The organism is Halomonas sp. IOP_6 (assembly GCF_021151565.1).
GTDB classification, from domain to species: domain Bacteria; phylum Pseudomonadota; class Gammaproteobacteria; order Pseudomonadales; family Halomonadaceae; genus Vreelandella; species Vreelandella alkaliphila.
Genome location: NZ_JAIRBO010000003.1, coordinates 115,958 through 134,973, shown reverse-complemented (window position 1 = coordinate 134,973; position 19,016 = coordinate 115,958). Strand labels below are relative to the sequence as shown.

At 54.0% G+C, this 19,016-nt stretch carries 23 protein-coding genes; 12 read left to right on the top strand and 11 right to left on the bottom strand.

The window, feature by feature from the left end; translation table 11 throughout:
* Window positions 1-36: 36 nt before the first annotated feature.
* The 3 genes from K7H08_RS06810 to K7H08_RS06800 are packed head-to-tail and all read right to left on the bottom strand — an operon-like array spanning window position 37 to window position 2,971.
* The gene (locus K7H08_RS06810; protein ID WP_120386556.1) at window positions 37-1,512 is read right to left on the bottom strand and encodes a sodium:solute symporter family protein; all 1,476 of its coding nucleotides are present in this window, start codon (window positions 1,510-1,512) and stop codon (window positions 37-39) included.
* Window positions 1,505-1,729, bottom strand: coding sequence for a DUF3311 domain-containing protein (locus K7H08_RS06805; RefSeq protein ID WP_120386557.1), 225 nt, complete (start codon window positions 1,727-1,729; stop codon window positions 1,505-1,507). Before K7H08_RS06805 ends, K7H08_RS06810 begins: the two co-directional genes overlap by 8 nt.
* Before the next feature lie 48 nt (window positions 1,730-1,777).
* On the bottom strand, window positions 1,778-2,971 hold the full coding sequence (locus K7H08_RS06800) for a M20 aminoacylase family protein (RefSeq protein ID WP_120386558.1): 1,194 nt from the start codon (window positions 2,969-2,971) through the stop codon (window positions 1,778-1,780).
* 115 nt (window positions 2,972-3,086) lie between these two features.
* Between K7H08_RS06800 and K7H08_RS06795 the strand changes: the two genes are divergently transcribed.
* Entirely contained in the window at window positions 3,087-4,034 is a 948-nt protein-coding gene (locus tag K7H08_RS06795) for a LysR family transcriptional regulator (protein ID WP_231657531.1), read from the top strand.
* 5 nt (window positions 4,035-4,039) lie between these two features.
* Here K7H08_RS06795 and K7H08_RS06790 read toward each other — a convergent pair whose 3' ends face one another.
* Window positions 4,040-4,909, bottom strand: a complete 870-nt coding sequence (locus K7H08_RS06790) for a LysR family transcriptional regulator (protein ID WP_038477180.1) — start codon at window positions 4,907-4,909, stop codon at window positions 4,040-4,042.
* Between the two features lie 182 nt (window positions 4,910-5,091).
* Between K7H08_RS06790 and K7H08_RS06785 the strand changes: the two genes are divergently transcribed.
* Together K7H08_RS06785 and K7H08_RS06780 are read left to right on the top strand one after the other, a co-directional pair.
* Entirely contained in the window at window positions 5,092-6,327 is a 1,236-nt protein-coding gene (locus K7H08_RS06785; RefSeq protein WP_198349036.1) for a YbfB/YjiJ family MFS transporter, read from the top strand.
* The gene (locus K7H08_RS06780) at window positions 6,327-6,929 is read left to right on the top strand and encodes a glutathione S-transferase N-terminal domain-containing protein (RefSeq protein WP_231657530.1); all 603 of its coding nucleotides are present in this window, start codon (window positions 6,327-6,329) and stop codon (window positions 6,927-6,929) included. Before K7H08_RS06785 ends, K7H08_RS06780 begins: the two co-directional genes overlap by 1 nt.
* A gap of 150 nt (window positions 6,930-7,079) precedes the next feature.
* On the opposite strand, the gene K7H08_RS06775 is transcribed toward K7H08_RS06780, so the two are convergent.
* Entirely contained in the window at window positions 7,080-7,973 is an 894-nt protein-coding gene (locus tag K7H08_RS06775; RefSeq protein WP_038477173.1) for a LysR family transcriptional regulator, read from the bottom strand.
* Between the two features lie 139 nt (window positions 7,974-8,112).
* Here K7H08_RS06775 and trpB point away from each other — a divergent pair, with 139 nt between their 5' ends.
* From trpB to K7H08_RS06760, 3 genes are all read left to right on the top strand, one after another.
* The gene (gene trpB / locus K7H08_RS06770; RefSeq protein ID WP_095603880.1) at window positions 8,113-9,318 is read left to right on the top strand and encodes a tryptophan synthase subunit beta; all 1,206 of its coding nucleotides are present in this window, start codon (window positions 8,113-8,115) and stop codon (window positions 9,316-9,318) included.
* Between the two features lie 20 nt (window positions 9,319-9,338).
* On the top strand, window positions 9,339-10,178 hold the full coding sequence (gene trpA, locus K7H08_RS06765) for a tryptophan synthase subunit alpha (protein WP_231657529.1): 840 nt from the start codon (window positions 9,339-9,341) through the stop codon (window positions 10,176-10,178).
* Between the two features lie 169 nt (window positions 10,179-10,347).
* Entirely contained in the window at window positions 10,348-10,968 is a 621-nt protein-coding gene (locus K7H08_RS06760; RefSeq protein ID WP_038477166.1) for a LysE family translocator, read from the top strand.
* Between the two features lie 49 nt (window positions 10,969-11,017).
* Here K7H08_RS06760 and K7H08_RS06755 read toward each other — a convergent pair whose 3' ends face one another.
* Entirely contained in the window at window positions 11,018-11,365 is a 348-nt protein-coding gene (locus tag K7H08_RS06755; protein ID WP_095603878.1) for an antibiotic biosynthesis monooxygenase family protein, read from the bottom strand.
* A 78-nt stretch (window positions 11,366-11,443) separates the two neighbouring features.
* Window positions 11,444-11,794, bottom strand: coding sequence for an NIPSNAP family protein (locus K7H08_RS06750; protein WP_231657528.1), 351 nt, complete (start codon window positions 11,792-11,794; stop codon window positions 11,444-11,446).
* A 75-nt stretch (window positions 11,795-11,869) separates the two neighbouring features.
* Between K7H08_RS06750 and K7H08_RS06745 the strand changes: the two genes are divergently transcribed.
* From K7H08_RS06745 to K7H08_RS06725, 5 genes are all read left to right on the top strand, one after another.
* Complete coding sequence (locus tag K7H08_RS06745) at window positions 11,870-12,610, top strand: ArsR/SmtB family transcription factor (protein WP_231657527.1); 741 nt, start codon at window positions 11,870-11,872, stop codon at window positions 12,608-12,610.
* 110 nt (window positions 12,611-12,720) lie between these two features.
* Entirely contained in the window at window positions 12,721-13,041 is a 321-nt protein-coding gene (locus K7H08_RS06740; protein ID WP_095603876.1) for a hypothetical protein, read from the top strand.
* Between the two features lie 85 nt (window positions 13,042-13,126).
* Window positions 13,127-13,591, top strand: a complete 465-nt coding sequence (locus K7H08_RS06735; protein WP_231657526.1) for a putative molybdenum carrier protein — start codon at window positions 13,127-13,129, stop codon at window positions 13,589-13,591.
* 23 nt (window positions 13,592-13,614) lie between these two features.
* On the top strand, window positions 13,615-13,974 hold the full coding sequence (locus K7H08_RS06730) for a VOC family protein (protein ID WP_095603874.1): 360 nt from the start codon (window positions 13,615-13,617) through the stop codon (window positions 13,972-13,974).
* 75 nt (window positions 13,975-14,049) lie between these two features.
* Window positions 14,050-14,286 (top strand): helix-hairpin-helix domain-containing protein, encoded by a 237-nt coding sequence (locus K7H08_RS06725; protein ID WP_038477147.1) that lies wholly within the window; start codon window positions 14,050-14,052, stop codon window positions 14,284-14,286.
* Between the two features lie 59 nt (window positions 14,287-14,345).
* On the opposite strand, the gene K7H08_RS06720 is transcribed toward K7H08_RS06725, so the two are convergent.
* Both K7H08_RS06720 and K7H08_RS06715 read right to left on the bottom strand, forming a co-directional pair.
* Window positions 14,346-14,978 carry a LysE family translocator gene (locus K7H08_RS06720; RefSeq protein ID WP_231657525.1) on the bottom strand — a complete coding sequence of 211 codons (633 nt, stop codon included), beginning with the start codon at window positions 14,976-14,978 and terminating at the stop codon, window positions 14,346-14,348.
* Window positions 14,979-15,020: 42 nt separating this feature from the next.
* The gene (locus K7H08_RS06715) at window positions 15,021-15,851 is read right to left on the bottom strand and encodes a helix-turn-helix transcriptional regulator (protein ID WP_231657524.1); all 831 of its coding nucleotides are present in this window, start codon (window positions 15,849-15,851) and stop codon (window positions 15,021-15,023) included.
* Between the two features lie 162 nt (window positions 15,852-16,013).
* Here K7H08_RS06715 and K7H08_RS06710 point away from each other — a divergent pair, with 162 nt between their 5' ends.
* Window positions 16,014-16,907 (top strand): dihydrodipicolinate synthase family protein, encoded by an 894-nt coding sequence (locus K7H08_RS06710; protein ID WP_231657523.1) that lies wholly within the window; start codon window positions 16,014-16,016, stop codon window positions 16,905-16,907.
* A 65-nt stretch (window positions 16,908-16,972) separates the two neighbouring features.
* On the opposite strand, the gene K7H08_RS06705 is transcribed toward K7H08_RS06710, so the two are convergent.
* Together K7H08_RS06705 and K7H08_RS06700 are read right to left on the bottom strand one after the other, a co-directional pair.
* On the bottom strand, window positions 16,973-17,941 hold the full coding sequence (locus tag K7H08_RS06705; protein WP_231657522.1) for a zinc-binding metallopeptidase family protein: 969 nt from the start codon (window positions 17,939-17,941) through the stop codon (window positions 16,973-16,975).
* Between the two features lie 140 nt (window positions 17,942-18,081).
* Window positions 18,082-18,969: a LysR family transcriptional regulator gene (locus tag K7H08_RS06700; RefSeq protein ID WP_231657521.1), complete on the bottom strand. Its 888-nt coding sequence runs from the start codon at window positions 18,967-18,969 to the stop codon at window positions 18,082-18,084.
* Window positions 18,970-19,016 lie beyond the last annotated feature (47 nt).

The following is a 19,016-nucleotide window of genomic DNA, read 5'->3' as shown; positions in this document are numbered from 1 at the left end:
CTCTCCGTAGCCAGGAGAGGGCGTTAAAGCCAACGGTCAGCCTTTGGAACTGAGAGCCTGGGCCGGTGAGTACGATGATGAACTGTGTGTCACGAGACTCACACTGATGAATACGACGGTATTGACGACTAGGCCACAGAAGCCAGCATGCCAGCCGAATGGAGTACTGACCCCAAACTGGAACAATAGCGTTAGGGCAGCGCCTATTGCTAGACCTGCAAAGGCGCCAGTGCGTGATGCTCGCCGCCAAAATAGTGCACCAAGCAGCATCGGTAGCAACTGCACCACGATGCCATAGGCGCCGAGTAACAGGCCAACCAATGAACCAGGATTGGCTAGGGCTAGCAGGTAGGCCGCTAAGGAGATCACCACCACACCGTAGCGAGTCAGTTTGAGTGCCTTGTCATCAGATATACCACGCAGCACGGGCAGGTGCTGACCCACGTCTCTTACCAGGATAGTGGCGGAGGTATGGGCCAAGTTGGCAGCCGTAGACATTGCCGCGGCTAGCGCGCCGGAGAGTGCTATACCGATCAGCCACGCTGGGAAGTCAGCTAGCTCGACCACTAACGTCAACAACACGCGATCGGCGGAGTCGAGAGGGCTATCTTCCAGTAGTAAAACTCCAGCGAAGCCGATAATCAGCAATGGCACCAGCAGATAGCTATAAAGTGGGTAGAGCACGAACACCTGTTTGAGGGTTCGCTCACTGCGCGCACTATAAAACTTCATGAAAATGTGCGGCCACATTACGCAACCTAGGGCACTAACCAGGATTGCTGTGGAGAAGGCGCCCCAGCCCATGCCGCCAGCACCGGGCATGGTTAGGTATTCCGGCGCTTCGCGCTGCAGCTCGCGGAACATCTCGCCGACTCCGCCGAAGAACTGGTCAGCCGTTGCTAAGCCTAGGAACCACGCGACGCCCACCATCATCACGCCCTGAAGCAGGTTGGTCCAGCCGATGCCTTGTAAGCCGCTCGCGTAGACATAGGCCGCCACAACGCCACAGGCTAGTAAGCTGCCGAGCCAGAACGGAATGGTGCCGGAGGTTGCCGCCTCGAAGAGCAGCCCTGCACCAGCGATCTGAATGGTTAGGTAGGGGATCATCGCCAGTACGCTGACCACACCGATGAACAACCCCAGCAGATTACCCCGAGTTGGATAACAGGCGGAGAGGAACTCTGCCTGGGTCAGGAAGCCATGGCGGCGGCCAAGCCGCGAAATATATGGAGCGATTAACCACCATACAATCACAGCGAGCGCCAGGTAGGCGATGATATAGAGTGCCGGCGCCCCCTTGCTGTAGGCCCAGCCAGGGGCTCCAAGAAAGGCGAAAGCAGAGAATATCTCCGCTCCAAGAATGAAAAACAGCACCAGTAGCCCCATGTGGCGCCCACCAGCGACGTAGCCTTCCAGAGAAGAGCTCTGGTTATGCCTTGCGCGCAGGCCCACCGCCAGAACGATCAGTAGATAGGCTAGGGTGATGGTAGTGATCAGCAGTGAATCACTCATCGTTCACCTCCTGCGCGGCATCGTGACGATAGGCAATCACTAGCCCCACAAATAGGGCAAAGACCCAAGCGACGTACCAGAACATGAAGAAGGGCAAGCCAATCACCATTGGTTCGATGCGGTTGGCCACTAATGCGCCAGGCCAGATCATTGCCAGCGCACAGATAGTGAAGTAAATCAGCAATCCCCTAGGGGGAAGCGAGGGCCGGGATTTCATATGCATACCTCATTATTGTGGTGTTATCGGTAGTAGAGCAGGCCTCGTTCAGGCGGCGGCTAGTGCGCCGAGGCCGATTGCCACCAGCAGTTGGCAACCAGTGGGAATAATGTCGTCGTTAAAGTCGTAACGAGCGTTGTGTAGTGGTGCGGTGGACTCATCCTTCGCTGTACCGAGGAAGAAGTAGGCTCCTGGGCAACGCTGCAGCATGAAGGAGAAATCTTCGCCGCCAAGGCTAGGGGCGACGTCACGCACTAGGGCTGCTTCGCCGAGTGTTTGCACAACACAGGATTCCACGTGGCGGGTTTCTGCCTCGGTATTGACCGTCGCTGGGAATATGCGCTGGTAGTCGACCTCAATGTCGCCGCCATGGGCAATGGCCACCCCTTCACAAACACGGCGAACAGCATGCTCAATACGATCCTGAGTGTCGGCATCAAGGCTTCGTGCTGTACCGCTGATGCGAACTTCATCGGGAATAATGGCGAAGCCGTCAATGTCGCCCCCCTGCAATCCACATAGGCTGAGAGCCGCGGGGGAGAGGGGGTTAATATCACGTGCGACCACGGAGTGTAGATTTTGAATCAGAGCACCCGCCATGCGTACAGGATCTGTCGATAGATGAGGGTTGACGCCTCCATGGCCACCTTTTCCGCGTACACGGATATCGAGCCGATCGGTGGCTGCCATGATTGCACCTGAGCGGACGGCCACTTGGCCAGCAGGCAGAGAAGGCCAGTTGTGCAGAGCGTAGATGGCCTGCATAGGAAAGCGTTCGAATAAACCCTCCTCGACCATTGCTCGGCCACCACCTAAGCCTTCTTCTGCGGGCTGAAAGATCAGGTGAATAGTGCCAGCGAAGTCGCGGTGTTCAGCCAGGTAGCGGGCGACGCCAAGCAGCAGGGTCGTGTGACCATCATGGCCGCAGGCATGCATTCGGCCGGGTACTTCAGATGTGTGGTTGTGCTCGCTAAGCTCTTGGATCGGTAGGGCGTCCATATCGGCGCGTAGACCAATCTGGCGTCCATTGTCGGGTTGATCACCGATGACAGTCGCAACGATACCGGTTTTGCCGATGCCAGTTTCAAAGGTCAAACCAAGACGTTCTAGTTCTTCAGCGATGCGCTTAGCCGTAGCATGTTCCTGAAACCCTAGCTCCGGGTGACGATGTAACTCGTGTCGCATCTGGGTCAGTTCGGCGTGATGGCGCTCGAAGAAATTTGGGTTGATGAATTCTGTCATAGTCGATTCACATAGTTGTTGGATGGGCTAATTCATCTTGGTTGTTTCAGTGGTATAGAGAAAATAGTTTTTTTATTAGCTTTCCATGCTTATATTGGATGGAAAGAGCCACGGCGTGTCATTCAATGGGAATGAGATGGACTTCAAACGCTTAAAATATTTTCAGACCGTCGTAGAGGAGGGGGCCATCTCCTCCGCAGCACGACGGGTACCGCTTGCTCAGCCAGCCCTGTCGCGTCAATTGCTGCTGCTTGAAGATGAAGTCGGTACCACGTTGCTGACTCGTTCACGGCATGGCGTTCGACTTACCGCCGCAGGCGAATCGTTCTACCGTGATACTCGGCGTTTGCTTGGCGAATTCGAACAAGCCAAGCGTAATGCACGGCGCATCGCCGACGGCCAATTTGGTGAGTTGCGTCTGGGGGTGACGGTGATGCACTTATGGGTGCCGCAGATAATCGGTTTGCTCAACCGTTTCCGCGAGCAATATCCCGAGGTCACGCTGAAGGTGGAGTCGCTGCTTTCGGGGCCTCAGGTAGATGCAATTCGCCGTGGGAGGCTGGATGCTGGCATGTTGTTCTTCCCTCCGGAAGATGATGACAGCCTCTGTAGCCATTGCTTGTATGAAGATCATCTAGTATTGGTTACCAGTGCCACCTCACGCCTAGCGCGACACCCGCCGCGATACCTAGCCGAGCTCAATGACGAGAACTTTATCTGGTTTGATCGTAGCGCCACCCCGGTCTATCACGACAAGCTGATTCACTCTTTTCAGCGAGCGGGGTTCACGCCTCATGTGGTACAGGAGGGAACTGACAACGCTACTATGTTGTGTTTGGTGGCTGCTGGCATGGGCTGCAGTATTTTACCGGCCATGACCATGGCAGGGGCACCAGAAGGGGTGGTTAGCCATCGCTTAGAGGATCTAAAGCTGGCTTTGCCTCTGATGCTGGTGTGGCGCAGGGATTCAGGGCTGTCGGCGGTACGCCGGCTGATCGAAATTGCCGAAACAGAATCTTTGGCGAACGGTGTAGACGCATCCTTGATTGCTCAGAAGGGATGAAGAGTCTATAGCCTGGCTTGCTGGTGTAACGTATCGACAAAACGGGCTAATGCGGGCGACCAGGTAGTGGGTTCTGAGGTAACAAAATAGGTGTCGATATTGGCAATGGCAGAGGGCAGTTCCATCGCGTGAATGCCGAAGCGGTGTCGGTGTGCTTCAATGATAATACGTGGCAGAACGGTGTACCCCATCCCGGCTGCTACGCAGCCAAGCATGGCGTCTAGCGTGCCAAACTCAAAAACACGCACGGCATTTATTCCCTGAGATGCCAGCAGTAATTCGATACGTTGCCGGTAACTACATCCCTGGCGAAATGCGAGAAACGTTGCTGTCAGTAGTTCTTCAGAGCTGGGCACGCTCGTCATGGGGGCTGAACTTACCAGCACAAGCTGTTCGCTGAAAACTTTGAGCGAATGATAGCGATGATGATCGATAGCGCCGGCCACAAACACGCCATCCGCCTGACCGTCCATGAGCTTCTCAATCAAGCTTGCGGTGGGGCCAGTCGCCAGCGTCATATCAACCTCTGGGAAGTTAGCATGGTAGGCCGCCAGTATTGGGGGGAGGCGCAGCGCCATGGTAGTTTCCATCGATCCTAAGCGTAGTTGGCCAGCTGCGTTCTCGGCGCTTTGAAATAGCGCTAACGCTTCGTCATGTACCGCCAGCAACCGTTCCGCATAATCCAATAACGCTAGCCCCGCAGAGGTAAGACGCACGCCACCAGCACGATGAACCAGCTGCACGCCTAATTCCTCCTCAAGTTTTTTGATATGCGTGGTCACGTTAGATTGCACCGTATGCAGCTGCTTTGCGGCAGCCATAAAGCTGCCGGTTTCTGCCACCGCCATAAACAGCCGCAATGATTTAAACTGCATTCACATCTCCCATAAGCGACCACCGTCTCAAATCCATCTCAAAAACTATCTTAAGAGCTATCTCAAAAAAAGATAGAGACTATCACTATAAATCGTTTCTAAAGAATTGTTGGTGTGCGTAAGCTACTGGTAAATACGCCTGTTGCCAATCTTGCCGCACAGCGATTTAGTAAGGATACGACATGATCAATAGCAAAGACTTGCCTGCTCTGATGACCGGCGTGATGGCCACCTTGGCAGGAATAGGCATTGCCCGTTTTGCCTACACACCACTATTACCGGCACTGATTCAAGAGGGGTGGTTCAGTGCCAGCCAAGGAGCTTATCTAGGGGCTGCTAATCTTCTCGGTTACTTTATTGGTGCGTTGTCTGCTCACGCTCTGAGTGAGCGTTTTTCTGTCCGCGCGGTGATGGGGGCAAGTTTCGTAGCGATCGCACTGAGCTTCTTCCTCTGTGCGGGGGCAGGCAGTTTTAGCTGGTTTTTCTTTTGGCGATTAGTCTCAGGTATTGCTGGCGCCATTCTCATGGTGGTTGGCCCATCGTTGGCTCTGTCGACCACGTCTCCGGAAAGGCGGACTAGTGTCGGTGCCCTGGTATTCACTGGCATTGGCTTTGGTGCACTGCTTTCAGCATCGGTGGTGCCAGTGCTTCTGGAGTTAAGCCTAACGGTTACCTGGGGAACGCTGGGTCTGCTCTGTATTGCTGCGGCTCTTGTATGTGACTGGGGCGTTACTCGGCTGTCCTCACCGCCGGTGGTTAGTCAGGAAAGGCGAACAAGTGAGACAGGGTATGCAGGAATAAATGCCGCTGTGCTACTGGTGATAGGTGCGTATGCCCTGGACGCCGTCGGGTTTGTTCCGCATACCGTATTTTGGGTGGATTATCTCGCCAGAGAAAATGCCTTAGGGCATCAAGCGGCTTCTCTACAGTGGGGCATTTTCGGCTTGGGCGCCGTGTGCGGGCCACTGATAGTAGGAACGTTGGCGCGAAAAGTGGGCTGGCACCATGGCTTAACCCTCGCTTTTTTAGCCAAGGCTGCCGCTGTGTCCCTGCCAGTATTTTCACTAGCATTGCTTAGTCAGTCAGTTTCCTCGTTTGTGGTGGGCGCGATGATCCCAGGTATTGTTGCGCTGACTTCTGGGCGACTGGCTGAATTAGTCGGCCCCACCGCCCACAAAAAGCTCTGGGGGCAAGCGACTGCCGCTTTCGCTGCAGCTCAAGCGTTTTCTGGCTACGCGATGTCAGCGCTCTATGTAGCCTGGGGCACTTATTCACCGCTATTTGCGATTAGCAGCCTGGTGTTGGTAGGCGGCTTTGTACTGGTGCTGCTGAGCCGAGGCCAGCAGCAGCGTCATGCCCCTCTCTCTACTGTTCCTCTTTCTACTGTTCCTCACTCCAATAAGAAACGGAGGCCATAATGCAGCTTTTTCTTAACGCAACGTCACCCTATGTGCGCCTAGCGCGGATCATCTTACTTGAGAAGGATCTGGTGGATGACGTTACATTGCGCTGGTGCGACCCTTGGGCAGATGACAAAGCGCTGCTAGAGGTTAATCCCGCTGGGCGAATTCCAGCGCTAGTGACTGACGAAGGCACGACACTTAGCGAGTCAATGTTGATTGCTGTTTATCTTGATAGCGTCAGTGCTAGTTCGCCTATGATTCCCCAAGCCCGGTTAGCGAATGTACTGCATCTGGCCGGGCTTGGTCAGAATCTTATGGATGTTGCGTTTACGACCGTTATTGCCAGAAAGCACTATGGCGCTGAGATTGATCACAGTGAGCTTGGGCGAAGGCGCCAGCGAGCTATGCAACGAATAGTGGAACAACTGGATAGTGAACTCTACGAAAGTCAGCTGGCGTCGTCGATTACTCTTGGTGAAATCGCTTGCGCTGTTGCGCTAGATTACTTGGCCTTCAGGTTGCCAGAAGTGCGCTGGAAGGAAGCGTACCCACAGCTCAAAGCGTGGCATGCCGCAGTAATTGCCAGGGATAGTTTTCAGCAGACTGCATTTGTGTAGCCTCCTGCGGGTGCGCTGACGCTTACACCGCGCTACAAAATACGAAAATTCAATCGTTTAGGTTATGTAGCGCGGTGTAACGAATCTTGCGAGGGACGAGCAAATGAGGCACCCGCGAACTGAGGCGGAGCCTCCCGGTAAGGTTGGGGATCACTCGTTGAGTGCCTGCTTAAGCCACTCTGCCAGTGGCTCGCTGCGGCGGCTGTTGGTTTGTTTCGGCAGCCATAGGCAGAGGCGGGCGGGCGTTTCGATACTTCCCCAAGGGGCCACAAGCCGCCCGCTGCGTAAATCGTCTTCCACCAGTAGCTTGGGTGCTATTGCTATGCCTAAGCCCGCCACCGCTGCTTCAATCAGATAATAAAGATGGGCAAACCCTTGGCCCTGTTGAAGGGCGTCCTCCAATGCACGTTGCGCCAGCCCTTTGGCGCTCGCCCACTGTGGCCACGCCTGGGGACGTGAAGCGGTCACTAACAGCTTGTTGGCAAATAACGATTCTGGCTTGGCTGGGTCGATGTGTGCTGCTAGGAGTGGGCTTGCTACTGGGCAAATCTGCTCGGGAAGTAGCTCGATAACCTCCACATCCGCGGGCCAGGGAGGTTCAATAAACGCCAGGGTGGCGCTGGTATCTACCTGTTGACCGGGCAGTTCGCTGTCACTTACCACGACTTTTAGCTTCAGTTGCGGCAGCTCTTGGTTCAGGCGATCCAGGCGGGGAATTAGCCAGCGCGCTAGCAGGCTGCCAGGGCAGGCCAGGGTAAAGGGCGCTTCTTCCACATCACGCTTGAGTGCTGCGCAACTATTGCGCAGTTTGCTAAATGCCTCGCCTACGCCGCTTTGCAGTTGCTCACCATGGTGAGTCAGCACCAGCCCACGCCCTGCTTTTGCAAATAGCGCTACACCAAAATGCTCATCCAGGCTTTTAAGTTGGCGGCTAACCGCGCCATGGGTAACGCTTAGCTCATCGGCGGCAGCGGTCACGCTACCCAATCGGGCAGTGGCTTCAAAGGCGCGCAGGGCGCTAAGTGGCGGCATGCTGTTCTGCATTGCTTATCCCATAATGATAGTTCTGCTTTAATAGTTGATTAAAACTCACCTATTAGTGACATCTTATCGATTTTTATCCCCGTCTGCCTGCGCTACCTTCAGTCTATTCCCAATTTCCACGTTGTACTCAGAGGTCGTGATGAACCAATTCGTGAACCTGCCCGATACCAACGGACTGTTTGGCAGCTTCGGCGGCCGCTTTGTCGCTGAAACACTCATGCCGCTCATTTTAGAGCTGCAAGATGAGTACGCTGCTGCTAAAAATGACCCCGAATTCCAGCGCCAGTTAGCCTACTTTCAAGGGGATTACGTCGGGCGGCCAAGCCCGCTTTATTTCGCTGAAAGACTGACCGAACACTTCGGTGGGGCGAGTATTTACCTCAAGCGCGAAGAGCTAAACCATACCGGCGCGCACAAGATTAACAACTGCATTGGCCAGGTACTGCTAGCCAAGCAGATGGGCAAAAAGCGCATTATTGCTGAAACTGGCGCCGGTATGCATGGAGTGGCCACCGCCACGGTAGCAGCGCGTTTTGGCCTGCCTTGTGTCATCTATATGGGCGCAACCGACATCGAACGCCAGCAGCCTAACGTGTTCCGCATGAAACTACTGGGGGCTGAGGTGATTCCCGTCACCTCCGGCACCGGCACACTCAAAGATGCCATGAACGAAGCGCTGCGCGACTGGGTGACCAATGTCGACGACACCTTCTACATTATTGGAACCGTGGCTGGGCCGCACCCGTACCCTGCGATGGTGCGCGACTTCCAAGCGGTGATTGGCCATGAAACCCGCAGCCAAATGCTCGAAAAGCAGGGGCGTTTGCCGGATTCGCTGGTGGCCTGTATTGGTGGCGGATCAAACGCTATGGGGCTGTTCCATCCGTTCTTAAACGACCCAGATGTGCAGATGATTGGCGTAGAAGCGGGCGGCAAAGGCGTTAAAAGCGGCCTGCATGCCGCCAGCTTGAACGGCGGAACGCCTGGCGTACTGCATGGTAACCGCACCTATCTGCTGCAAAACGAAGATGGCCAGATTATCGACGCCCACTCAATATCAGCGGGGCTGGATTATCCCGGTATCGGCCCAGAGCACGCATGGCTCCACGAGCAGGGGCGGGTTGAGTATGTTTCCGCCACTGACGATGAAGCGCTGGAAGCCTTCCAGATCTGCTGCCGTCAGGAAGGCATCATTCCTGCCCTGGAAACTGCCCACGCCTTGGCGGAAGTGGCTAAGCGTGCGCCCCGGCTTCCCCGTGAGCACTTAATGGTGGTCAACCTTAGCGGTCGTGGCGACAAAGACATGATGAGCGTCGCCCATCATCTAGGTGAGAAATTCCAATGAGTGCGAACCAGGAGACTGTTATGAATACCCCCACTCGTCTTAAAGACTGCTTTGCCGCGCTCAAGCAGCAGAACCGCCCAGCGCTGGTTAGCTACCTCACCGCAGGTGATCCAGACGCGGAGACTTCCCGCCGCCTGCTACATGGGTTACCTGAAGCAGGGGTGGATATCATTGAACTCGGCATGCCGTTCAGTGACCCCATGGCTGATGGTCCCGCGATTCAAAAAGCCGCGCTGCGTGCACTTGAAGGCGGCCAAACCCAAGTTAAAACGTTGGAAATGGTGCGCCGTTTCCGCGAGCAGAATAGCACCACGCCTATCGTACTGATGGGCTACTACAACCCGATTTACTGCTATGGCGTTGAGCGCTTTCTTTCTGATGCTGCCAGCGCTGGGGTTGATGGCCTGATTGTGGTGGACTTACCCCCTGAACATGATGAAGAGCTCTGCCAGCCAGCAGCCCAGCACGGCATTGATTTTATCCGCTTAGCCACCCCGACCACCGATGCTAAACGGTTGCCCAAAGTACTCAGCAACACCTCTGGGTTTATCTACTACGTATCGGTGGCGGGGGTTACTGGCGGTAGTGCGCCAACACCAGAACGGTTAGAGGCGTCGGTCGCTCAGCTCCGCGAATACACCGAGCAACCCATTGCCGTTGGCTTTGGAATACGCACCGCTGAGCAAGCCGCTACCATTGGACGCTTTAGCGATGCGGTGGTGGTTGGCTCCGCGCTTGTTGACTGCATCGAACATGCCAGCACGCCTGATGAAGCAGTGGAGCGAGTGCACGGCTTAGTCAGTGAGTTGGCAGAAAGCGTCAGGGCATGTCGTACAGCAAGCGAGCCACAAGTCTGTTGATACCAGCAGATTGATACAAGAAGAGTAAAAAAACGATATGTTAAGAGAGCAGGCCAGCAGCGCCTGCTCTTTTTAACGTTGAGCAAAATCCTAATTAAAGGTTAATCTAGCTGGATCGATGGTGAAATAATGAGTGGAAGCTCACGCGAGCTAATAGAAACGGGCTTTTATGAACCTGACAACACTGCTGCTTTTTATCCCTACCTGCTTCGCCCTTAATATGGCGCCTGGCCCTAATAACCTGCTTTCATTAACCAATGCTAAACGCTATGGCGTTCGGACAGCTTGTTTAGCGGGTATTGGGCGGCTAATAGCATTCGTCGGCATGATTACGCTGGCAGCGACTGGCTTGGCGACACTGCTTTACACTTCTGAAAAAATCTTCCTCGTTATTAAGGTGGTTGGTGGGCTCTACTTGTTATGGCTGGCATATCAGCTATGGGGCGCCGATACTGCCGCAAGTGATAGTGCTGAAACTCAACACATGAGCTTATTTGAGCTGGCGCGACAAGAGTTCTTGCTTGCTGCTGGTAACCCCAAAGCCATTCTGATTTTTACCGCTTTCCTACCGCAGTTCGTGGAACCTAGCGGCAATGTCGGTCTGCAGTTTTTGGTGCTAGGTGTGCTGTTTTTACTATTGGAATGGGTAGCGATTGCTGGTTACGCCTATGCAGGTAGTTTTTTGAGCCAGTGGTTTTCACGCCCCACTATGCGGCGCTTATTTAACCGCAGTTGCGCAACTCTATTAGCCAGCGCAGGGGTAGGACTGTTGCTGGCTAAAAAAGAGTAAGCGTTAAGACTCGCTGTTTAAATACGCTAGACCACCGACCACAGCCGTTCTACGAGTGGTGCGCGTGACGCGAATCCTCAGGAGCCTCGCGCCGGTCATTCATTCCGTAGTCTCGGATGACGGAAGCGACACGCAGACGGTAGTCGGCAAAGATATCCTGTCGACCAGCTTTCTGAGCTGCTCGGTGAGATTCAAGCGAACGCCACTGCTTCACGGCATCTTCATCTCGCCAATAAGACAGCGAAAGAACTTTGCCGGGCTGCGCCAGGCTCTCGAAGCGCTCAATCGATAGAAAACCGTCGATAGCTTCCAAATCTTGGCGTAATGCGCTGGCAGTATCCAAATAGTCTTGATAACGGTCAGTATGTGGAAGCACTTCGAATATCACAGCGATCATGGCCAATTCCTTATATTCATAAGTTCTTTATATTCATTAGTTTTTTATATTCGCAGGCTCTTTATATTTACAGCGTCGTTACGTTGATATGTTCATTACATCGACAGCCTCAATGCCCAAGGTGCCGTCTACTACTTCTACAAAACTGCGCTCCTCTTTGAGGATGAATCGTTGCTCTTGGGCCATTGTGAAGTTCGCGTGCCCTCCTTCATCAGATCTCAGCCGAGCGCGATAGGCTTCATAGGAAGCTATGCTATCGAAGGCAATTAGGCCCCAGGCGATATTGTTGGTGCCCTCTAAAGGCAGGAAGTAGCCAATAAGATGGCCGCCACACCAGGGGATGATTTTTCCCCAGTTTTCCGCGTATTGCTTGAAAGCGTCGCGCTGGAAAGGGTCGATCTCGTAGCGAATGATGCAGGTAATGCTCATCTGATTATCTCCGTTGAAAGGCAACGGAGACGATACCTAATTGCCGCACCCAAATGGTTCGACTAAGATCGAACCATGAATGAAGCCCCTAACATTGTGCGCGTTGCCGCACTGATCGGAGATAACGCTCGGGCGGAAGTGCTCTGTGCCTTAATGTCTGATCGCGCGCTAACGGCAACTGAACTGGCAAATATGGCCGGTGTGACTAAGCAAACCATGAGCTTCCACCTCGCCAAGCTGCGAGAGGAAGGACTGCTTGCGGTCGAAAAGCAGGGGCGCCACCGCTATTTTAGGCTGGCGGGGCCACATGTTGCTGAACTTTTGGAGTCGCTGATGGGCCTCGCTTTCCGAGGCGACGATAGGCATCTGTCCATCGGCCCGCGCGACCCCGCGCTGCGTAAGGCGCGAGTTTGTTACGACCACCTTGCAGGGGGGCTAGGGGTTTTTGTGTACGAGCAGATGCTCGAGACAGATATCCTTCAGCAGCTTCCAGGCGGACTACAGCTGACTAAACAGGGACGGCTGTGGTTTCTGAAACATGGCATCGATGCAGACGCGCTGGCTTCTTCGAAGCGATCATTTTGTCGGGCGTGTCTGGATTGGAGCGAACGTAGAAATCACCTTGCCGGCGCGCTCGGGGCGGCGCTGCTTGCGCGAATTCAGGCGCTTGGCTGGGCGAAACGGGAGGAAGACTCCCGCGTTATCGTTTTCAGTGCTAAAGGGGAAGCGTCGCTGCGGGCAATGTTCGCAGTGAACAACATGCCACCCACTCCTGACACCTCACCATTAGAATCCCTCTCGCTTGTTTGTAAATAATGTTCATTTTTCAGTGCTTGTAGCTACTTACTACCGCAGGCATTATCAGCGCTCGTGATTGCTGGCCGAAGGCGGCAACCATAAGGATTTCGTCGCACTGAGGGGAAATAATGAGGAAGCTCTTTTCACTGATCGTACTACTGGCAATTGGCTACGTGGGCATCTATATCTATTACGGTGTCGCCGTAAAACAAGAAGTGCAGCAGCAATTGGATGATCGCGGTCTGTCTTCGGTGAGTGTTGATAACGTTGAGTATGGCCTGTTTGCACCGGTTAACACCTCTGCAGAACTGACAGTAACCGTTACTTATCGCGGTTCTCAGGCAGCAGTGAACATGGTGGTGCAAGGGCACCCGGTGTTTTCAGACGACGTTAGTGTTGAGCTCGATGGTCTTCAAGCACTGAGCTTGGGGATAGGCTTCGGGCAGTAGGTTTTACAACGTTCGCTTGCACTTTTTTACACCGCGTGGCAAACGCGTTTGCCGCTCAACTAAAGACACGTGGCGTGGCTAATTTATGTTTTCCAAAATTATAAGTGGCGGCCAAACCGGCGCTGACCGAGCGGCACTAGATGCCGCATTAGCACTGGATTTCCCCATAGGTGGATGTTGTCCCGTCGGCAGAATGGCTGAAGACGGGCCGATTAGCAGCGTCTACAACCTTGATGAAATTGGCGGAGGGTATCGTCAACGTACCAAGAAAAATGTACAAGATGCAGATGGCACCGCTATCTTCTATGCGTCTTATCTTCAAGGGGGAACAGAAGCTACAGTTCTGTTCTGTATTCAGCAATCAAAGCCCTACAAGCTGATTGATATTGAGCTGATAGATCCGTTGCACGCGGCGATGTTGCTGGCCGACTTTGTGCACGACCGCCACATTACTGCACTTAATGTTGCAGGCCCTCGTGCCAGCACTTGCCCGGTAATGTACGCGTACGTTAAGCAAACGATTGAACTGGTTATAAAGCAATCACGCTAGATTAAGCTTAAAGGAACAAGCCAATGCACACGCATGAAAAACTTAATTACGTCGAGTTTGCAGCGAAAGATTTAGCGGCGACAAAAACGTTTTTCACGGCGGTGTTCGGCTGGGAATTCGTCGATTATGGCCCTGAATACAGTGCGTTTTCCAACCAGGGGCTAGATGGCGGTTTTTATCATTCAGATGCCTGTAGTCGAACCGCTAACGGTGGCGCACTGCTGGTTTTCTATAGCGCGGATATTAACGCAACGCTCGATAAGGTAGAGCAAAGCGGCGGTGACGTCATTCAGCCTATTTTCGAATTCCCAGGCGGCTTTCGCTTTCACTTCCTAGAACCCAGTGGCAATGAGTTTGCGGTTTGGTCAGAGGCGCGCACTTAAAACGCTAACGCCCCAGAGCTCTTTTAACCCCAGAGGTCTTTTAACCTCATAGATCTTTTAAAGAGGAGTACATGAGTGGCCTTTTCTGATGCAGAAAGAGATGCGCTTTTGAGTGTCAAAGGCGTTGGCCCTACCGTCCTCAAGCGTTTTGAAGAGATTGGTATCGACTCATTTACTGAGCTGGCCGCCCGCCAAGCGGATGAGATAGCAGAAATGGTGGCCGCCATGCTGCACACAACCTGCTGGAAAAACAGCCCGCAGGCAAAATCAGCTATTTCTGCCGCTATTGCCAGAGCGCAAGAGGGTGTGTGACACACCGCAAATGTAGCGAGCAATCAATGGTTAGAGTGCTCGCTACCTGTGTCATCAGGCTAGCTAGCATTAAGCGGCAGCCAAACATGCTCATAGCCAATCGATAACGCCACGGCGACCAGCAGCCCCGCCATTACCCAGTTGAAGCCCTTAATGATCCCTGCGCTTTGAATACGCTGGCCAACCAAGCTGCCCATCAAGACATAACTGCCGGGTGCGCCAGCGGCTAATATTGCCAGCCCGAATGCCCAAACCACCAAGCTAAGCCCTTCAATACCCGCCGCAGGAAATTGCAGTGTGGCAAGGGGGAGGGTGGCAATAATGGCTTTTGGGTTAAGCAGTTGCATCACCAGCCCATCGCGAAAACGCAGCAGATGTACGGTGTGGTCATGGTTGTTTAACTGGGTGTTTAAGTCGCTACTTAAATCAGCGCTTGAACGGGCAATTTTTATTGCGAGATAAACAATATAGCTACACCCTAATGCGCTCACAACGATCAGTGCCTCATCGTCGATCCAAGCGGCGCCTGCCCAGCCCAATAGTAATAAGTAAGTAAACATCGCGGTGCCTACTCCCAGACAAAAACCGAGCGACTTTTTGGCTTGGCCATTGATGCCAACGTTTAAGCCCAGCAGATTCACAGGCCCAGGCGTATACATAGCGCCCAGGGCATAGGCGACGATTCCTAGCATGGTAAAGCCTCGTTTGTTTAATGGCAGTTCTAAAACTGGGGATTAACGCGCGATATCGCGTTGGTATTGGTGGGGTGTCATGCCATAAATGCGCTTAAAGCGCCGATTAAAATGGCTAAGGTCGGCAAAGCCAAAGCGTAGCGCCACTTCGTTAAGTGGGGCACCGGCGTCTAGTGCAGTACGCGCCGCATTGATTCGGCAATTAATCACGTACTGATGGGGGGTAATGCCGTAATGCTGGCGAAACAAGCGCAAGAAATGGTACTTGGATAAATGCGCTGCCTGGCAAATATCATCCAGCGATATATCGCTTTCCAAGTGGGCGTGGATATACTCCTTAGCCAGACCTAGCAGGGCATCAGGTCGACTTGTGATGGGGTTGGGTTGTGAAATGCCGCCGAGTTGAACGGTTCTCTCGATAACCCGATAAAGCGCATTTTCCTGATCAATACAGCTACCTGCTTGGGAGGTGACCAAGCGCGCCAGTTCCAAAATGGCATGGCGCAGTTGCACATCCTGAATCAGCGTTTGGTTGGAACGAAAATCCGTGGCATGTTCGCGCCCAAGCGCATCAGCGAACAGCGGCTTGACCTGTTCTGGATGGGCATAAACCATCAGGTAGTCCAGTGCATGCTCACCGCCTGGTTGGCCATCGTGAACCTCCTCAGGGTTGAACAGAATCACATTGCCTGGCGGGCTTTTGTGGAACTGCCCGCCGCTAAAAAAATCCTGACGCCCGGCCAGCGTTACGCCGAAGGCAAACTCCTCATGGGCATGACGGTCATAGCTGAAATCTTCAATTGCCGCCTGAAGCACCGTCAGTGTTGGCACATGCTGACTTTTGATGAATTGAAACCGGCTTGTATTCGCCATGCCAAACCCTCCTGATGAGTCACACCACCTAGCTTATGCGCTCCTGGATATCAAATGCTTGTACATAATTGCTAACTAACCTTGAGAGACTCTCTAGCCTCATCATGCAGCATCACGTATGTTAATAGCTTCTTATCTACCATCGTAAAAGGATCATTCACCATGTTCACCGGCCTGAGTGCATTTCCGCTAACCCCCATGAACGAGCAGGGCATACATGAGCATGAGTTTGCTCGTTTAGTGGAACGCTTGGTGGAGGCGCGGGTGGATTCTATCGGCGTGCTGGGGTCGACGGGCAGCTACGCTTATTTAAGTGGTGAAGAACGCGCCCGCGTAGCCAAACTGTGCGTTGAGCATGCCGCCAGCGTGCCAGTGGTGGTAGGCATAGGTTCGCTCCGTACCCGCGATGTACTGGCCAATGCTGAAAGCGCCCAGCAAGCAGGCGCTAGTGGCGTGCTGTTGGCGCCAGTGTCTTATCAAAAGCTGACCGAGGATGAGGTATTTGGCCTTTTCGAGACGGTTTGCCGTTCGCTGAGTGTGCCGCTATGTGTCTATGACAATCCAGGCACTACGCACTTTGAATTTAGCGATGAACTGCATGGACGCATCGCCCAACTGCCTCAGGTTCGCTCGATTAAAATTCCTCCAGTGCAGAATGATATAGCCGCCGCACAGGAGCGCGTGGCACGGCTGCGTGGGTTAATTCCCAGCGACGTAACCATCGGCATTAGCGGCGACCCAGCGGCCGCCACAGGCATGCTTGCTGGCTGCGATGCTTGGTACTCGGTGATTGGTGGGCTATACCCTGAAACTGCGCTGGCGCTAACCCGTGCCGCCCAAGCAGGAGACGCAAAAGACGCCAACGCGCTTTCCGCTGCGCTTGAACCGTTATGGGCGCTCTACCGTGACTTCGGCGGCAGCCTACGGGTAGTCGCTACCATTGCAGAACTTACCGGAACAGTAAGCGAACCCTGTTTGCCCCAGCCGCTACAAACGCTGCAAGGCGATGCGCGGAAAAGGGTGGCGGCGGCGATTGACGCTTTGCAGCTAAGCTAACGCGTTTATCGATGGCAGGCCCTGGCTAAAGCGCTGACTTCCCCAGGGCCTGTTGCAGATGCGGATTAAAGCCCTTGAGCACCACGCCGTAGCCAATTATGCACGAAGGCTAGCTTGCGCATCGCCGGGTCTGAAAGCGCAAACGGATAAAGATCCGAAAGCCCCATCGAGCGGTTTACATGATTAACCCCGGCGACTAATGATGCCGCGATGTGAATCAAGCGCTCAGCATCCGGTTCGGCGTAAGCATCCCAACCATAGGTGTTGGGCAAGGCCGGCGAGGTCATACCCGCCGACACAAAGCTATCGGTGATATCGGTCAGGTGCAGCAGGTGCGAGGTGGTTTCCGCCCAATCCTCATGAGGGTGTGAGGACGCATAGGTAGACAGAAACCGCTGCCGCCAATCCGCAGGCGGGCCATTGTGATAATAGTGCTGCAATGCTGCTGGATAATCTTCGCGCTCATCGCCAAACATCTCACGAAACGCATCAAGAAAGTCATCCCGTAAGCTCAGCCGCCACCACAGCATATGGGCGATTTCATGGCGCATATGGCCAATCATAGTGCGATAAGGCTCTGCCAGTGCTTCTTTGCGAGTTGTGCGTAACACCGCATCAGCCTCTGCGACACTGATGGTAACCACACCGCCCACATGGCCCATGGGCACCGGCGTTCCCCCTTCGGCCAGCATATGAAACACTGGTGGCGCACCAGGGTCTTCTGGGCGAAACCAGTTCCAACGGCCAAGGTTGTCGATTACCCAGCGTTTAGCTGCCTCCGTTTGTGCCCAATTGGGCATGGCATCTGAAATGGAAGGGTCGGGTGCTAGAGCCGTCATTGCGCAGGCACGGCAGAATTCACCTTGCTTAGGCGCAATCCAGTTGCAACCAATGACTTCGCGGTTGGCGCAGAAGGGCGGCATCGGCAGAAAGGCACGTGCTTGCGGGTCGTAAGCTACAGGCACACCGTCTGCGGTCACCAAATTATCAAACCAAAGTGAACCGGCACCGACCGGATTAGAAAACACACGCATAGGTCGGGTATCTCAAAAGAAACGAGACTTCAGTCTAGGAGCCAATGCCGCGATAAGCCAAACACATCTACCTTAATTTCTGTCTGGTTGGGCAAAAACAGCGTAAGTGTTGGGGATTGCTATCACGCCATTCTCCAAGCTTATGAGAGATGCGCTTCAACGAGATCCCTAAGCTGCTCACTCAGAGAGTTACCTTGCTTGCAGGCTAACAGTAACGGTGGGGAAGAGCCCTCGTCGGTAAGCGGTATGGCCATCAGGCCGTGAGCCATCGACGCGGCGCTGGCGGGCAGGATGGTAATGCCAATACCGGCGCCAACGAAGCACAGTATACTGCCGATATCGGGCACTTCCACAACATGGCTGAGAGAAACCCCTGCTTTATCGGCCAATGTCTCCAGTTGGCGCCTCAGAAATGTTCTTTGCGTGGCGGGCTGTAGTAAAAGCCGCTCGTTGGCTATTTCGCCAAAACTGATGGAAGGCTTTGTCTGCAGCCGATGGCCTGGGGGGAGTAAAACGAGCAGAGGTTCATCTCCCAGCCTGGAAACTGATAAACCCGCTAGAGAGTTCTCGTCCAGGTCGGCTCGTAGTACCGCAGCGTCAAGCTTACCCGCTTTCAGCGATGCGATATGTAAGAGGGCATTCCCTTCGCACAGCTGCAGTTCGATCAGCGGGCGCTCGGTGAGCAGTTTAGCCAGGGCAGAGGTGAGGGGTTTAGAGAAAATCGCGCTGGCCGAATAACCAAGGCGCAGCGTACCGACTTCACCCTGGGCTGCCTGCCTGGCAACGCTGATGCTTCGTTGTGCAGCACTGAGTATCTCCAAGCTCTCACCAAGAAAGGCCTCGCCTGCTTTGGTGAGATGGACACCTCGGGTATTGCGCTCAAACAGCTTCACACCCACGGTTTCTTCTAATGACTTAATGCTCTGGCTCAGCGGCGGCTGGGTAATATGCAATCGCTCGGCAGCGCGCCTGAAGTTAAGCTCCTCAGCAACGGCAACAAAGTGCTTAATCTGTTTCAGTTCGACCATCTCGTCGCTCCTCCGGTGACCACAACATACGCTGATTTCTGATGCTG

Coding starts and splice junctions, on each gene's coding strand:
- K7H08_RS06810 (WP_120386556.1), bottom strand. CDS start 1,512: ATGAGTGATTCACTGCTGATCACTACCATCACCCTAGCCTATCTACTG.
- K7H08_RS06805 (WP_120386557.1), bottom strand. CDS start 1,729: ATGAAATCCCGGCCCTCGCTTCCCCCTAGGGGATTGCTGATTTACTTC.
- K7H08_RS06800 (WP_120386558.1), bottom strand. CDS start 2,971: ATGACAGAATTCATCAACCCAAATTTCTTCGAGCGCCATCACGCCGAA.
- K7H08_RS06790 (WP_038477180.1), bottom strand. CDS start 4,909: ATGCAGTTTAAATCATTGCGGCTGTTTATGGCGGTGGCAGAAACCGGC.
- K7H08_RS06785 (WP_198349036.1), top strand. CDS start 5,092: ATGATCAATAGCAAAGACTTGCCTGCTCTGATGACCGGCGTGATGGCC.
- K7H08_RS06780 (WP_231657530.1), top strand. CDS start 6,327: ATGCAGCTTTTTCTTAACGCAACGTCACCCTATGTGCGCCTAGCGCGG.
- K7H08_RS06775 (WP_038477173.1), bottom strand. CDS start 7,973: ATGCAGAACAGCATGCCGCCACTTAGCGCCCTGCGCGCCTTTGAAGCC.
- trpB (WP_095603880.1), top strand. CDS start 8,113: ATGAACCAATTCGTGAACCTGCCCGATACCAACGGACTGTTTGGCAGC.
- trpA (WP_231657529.1), top strand. CDS start 9,339: ATGAATACCCCCACTCGTCTTAAAGACTGCTTTGCCGCGCTCAAGCAG.
- K7H08_RS06760 (WP_038477166.1), top strand. CDS start 10,348: ATGAACCTGACAACACTGCTGCTTTTTATCCCTACCTGCTTCGCCCTT.
- K7H08_RS06755 (WP_095603878.1), bottom strand. CDS start 11,365: ATGATCGCTGTGATATTCGAAGTGCTTCCACATACTGACCGTTATCAA.
- K7H08_RS06750 (WP_231657528.1), bottom strand. CDS start 11,794: ATGAGCATTACCTGCATCATTCGCTACGAGATCGACCCTTTCCAGCGC.
- K7H08_RS06745 (WP_231657527.1), top strand. CDS start 11,870: ATGAATGAAGCCCCTAACATTGTGCGCGTTGCCGCACTGATCGGAGAT.
- K7H08_RS06740 (WP_095603876.1), top strand. CDS start 12,721: ATGAGGAAGCTCTTTTCACTGATCGTACTACTGGCAATTGGCTACGTG.
- K7H08_RS06735 (WP_231657526.1), top strand. CDS start 13,127: ATGTTTTCCAAAATTATAAGTGGCGGCCAAACCGGCGCTGACCGAGCG.
- K7H08_RS06730 (WP_095603874.1), top strand. CDS start 13,615: ATGCACACGCATGAAAAACTTAATTACGTCGAGTTTGCAGCGAAAGAT.
- K7H08_RS06720 (WP_231657525.1), bottom strand. CDS start 14,978: ATGCTAGGAATCGTCGCCTATGCCCTGGGCGCTATGTATACGCCTGGG.
- K7H08_RS06715 (WP_231657524.1), bottom strand. CDS start 15,851: ATGGCGAATACAAGCCGGTTTCAATTCATCAAAAGTCAGCATGTGCCA.
- K7H08_RS06710 (WP_231657523.1), top strand. CDS start 16,014: ATGTTCACCGGCCTGAGTGCATTTCCGCTAACCCCCATGAACGAGCAG.
- K7H08_RS06705 (WP_231657522.1), bottom strand. CDS start 17,941: ATGCGTGTGTTTTCTAATCCGGTCGGTGCCGGTTCACTTTGGTTTGAT.
- K7H08_RS06700 (WP_231657521.1), bottom strand. CDS start 18,969: ATGGTCGAACTGAAACAGATTAAGCACTTTGTTGCCGTTGCTGAGGAG.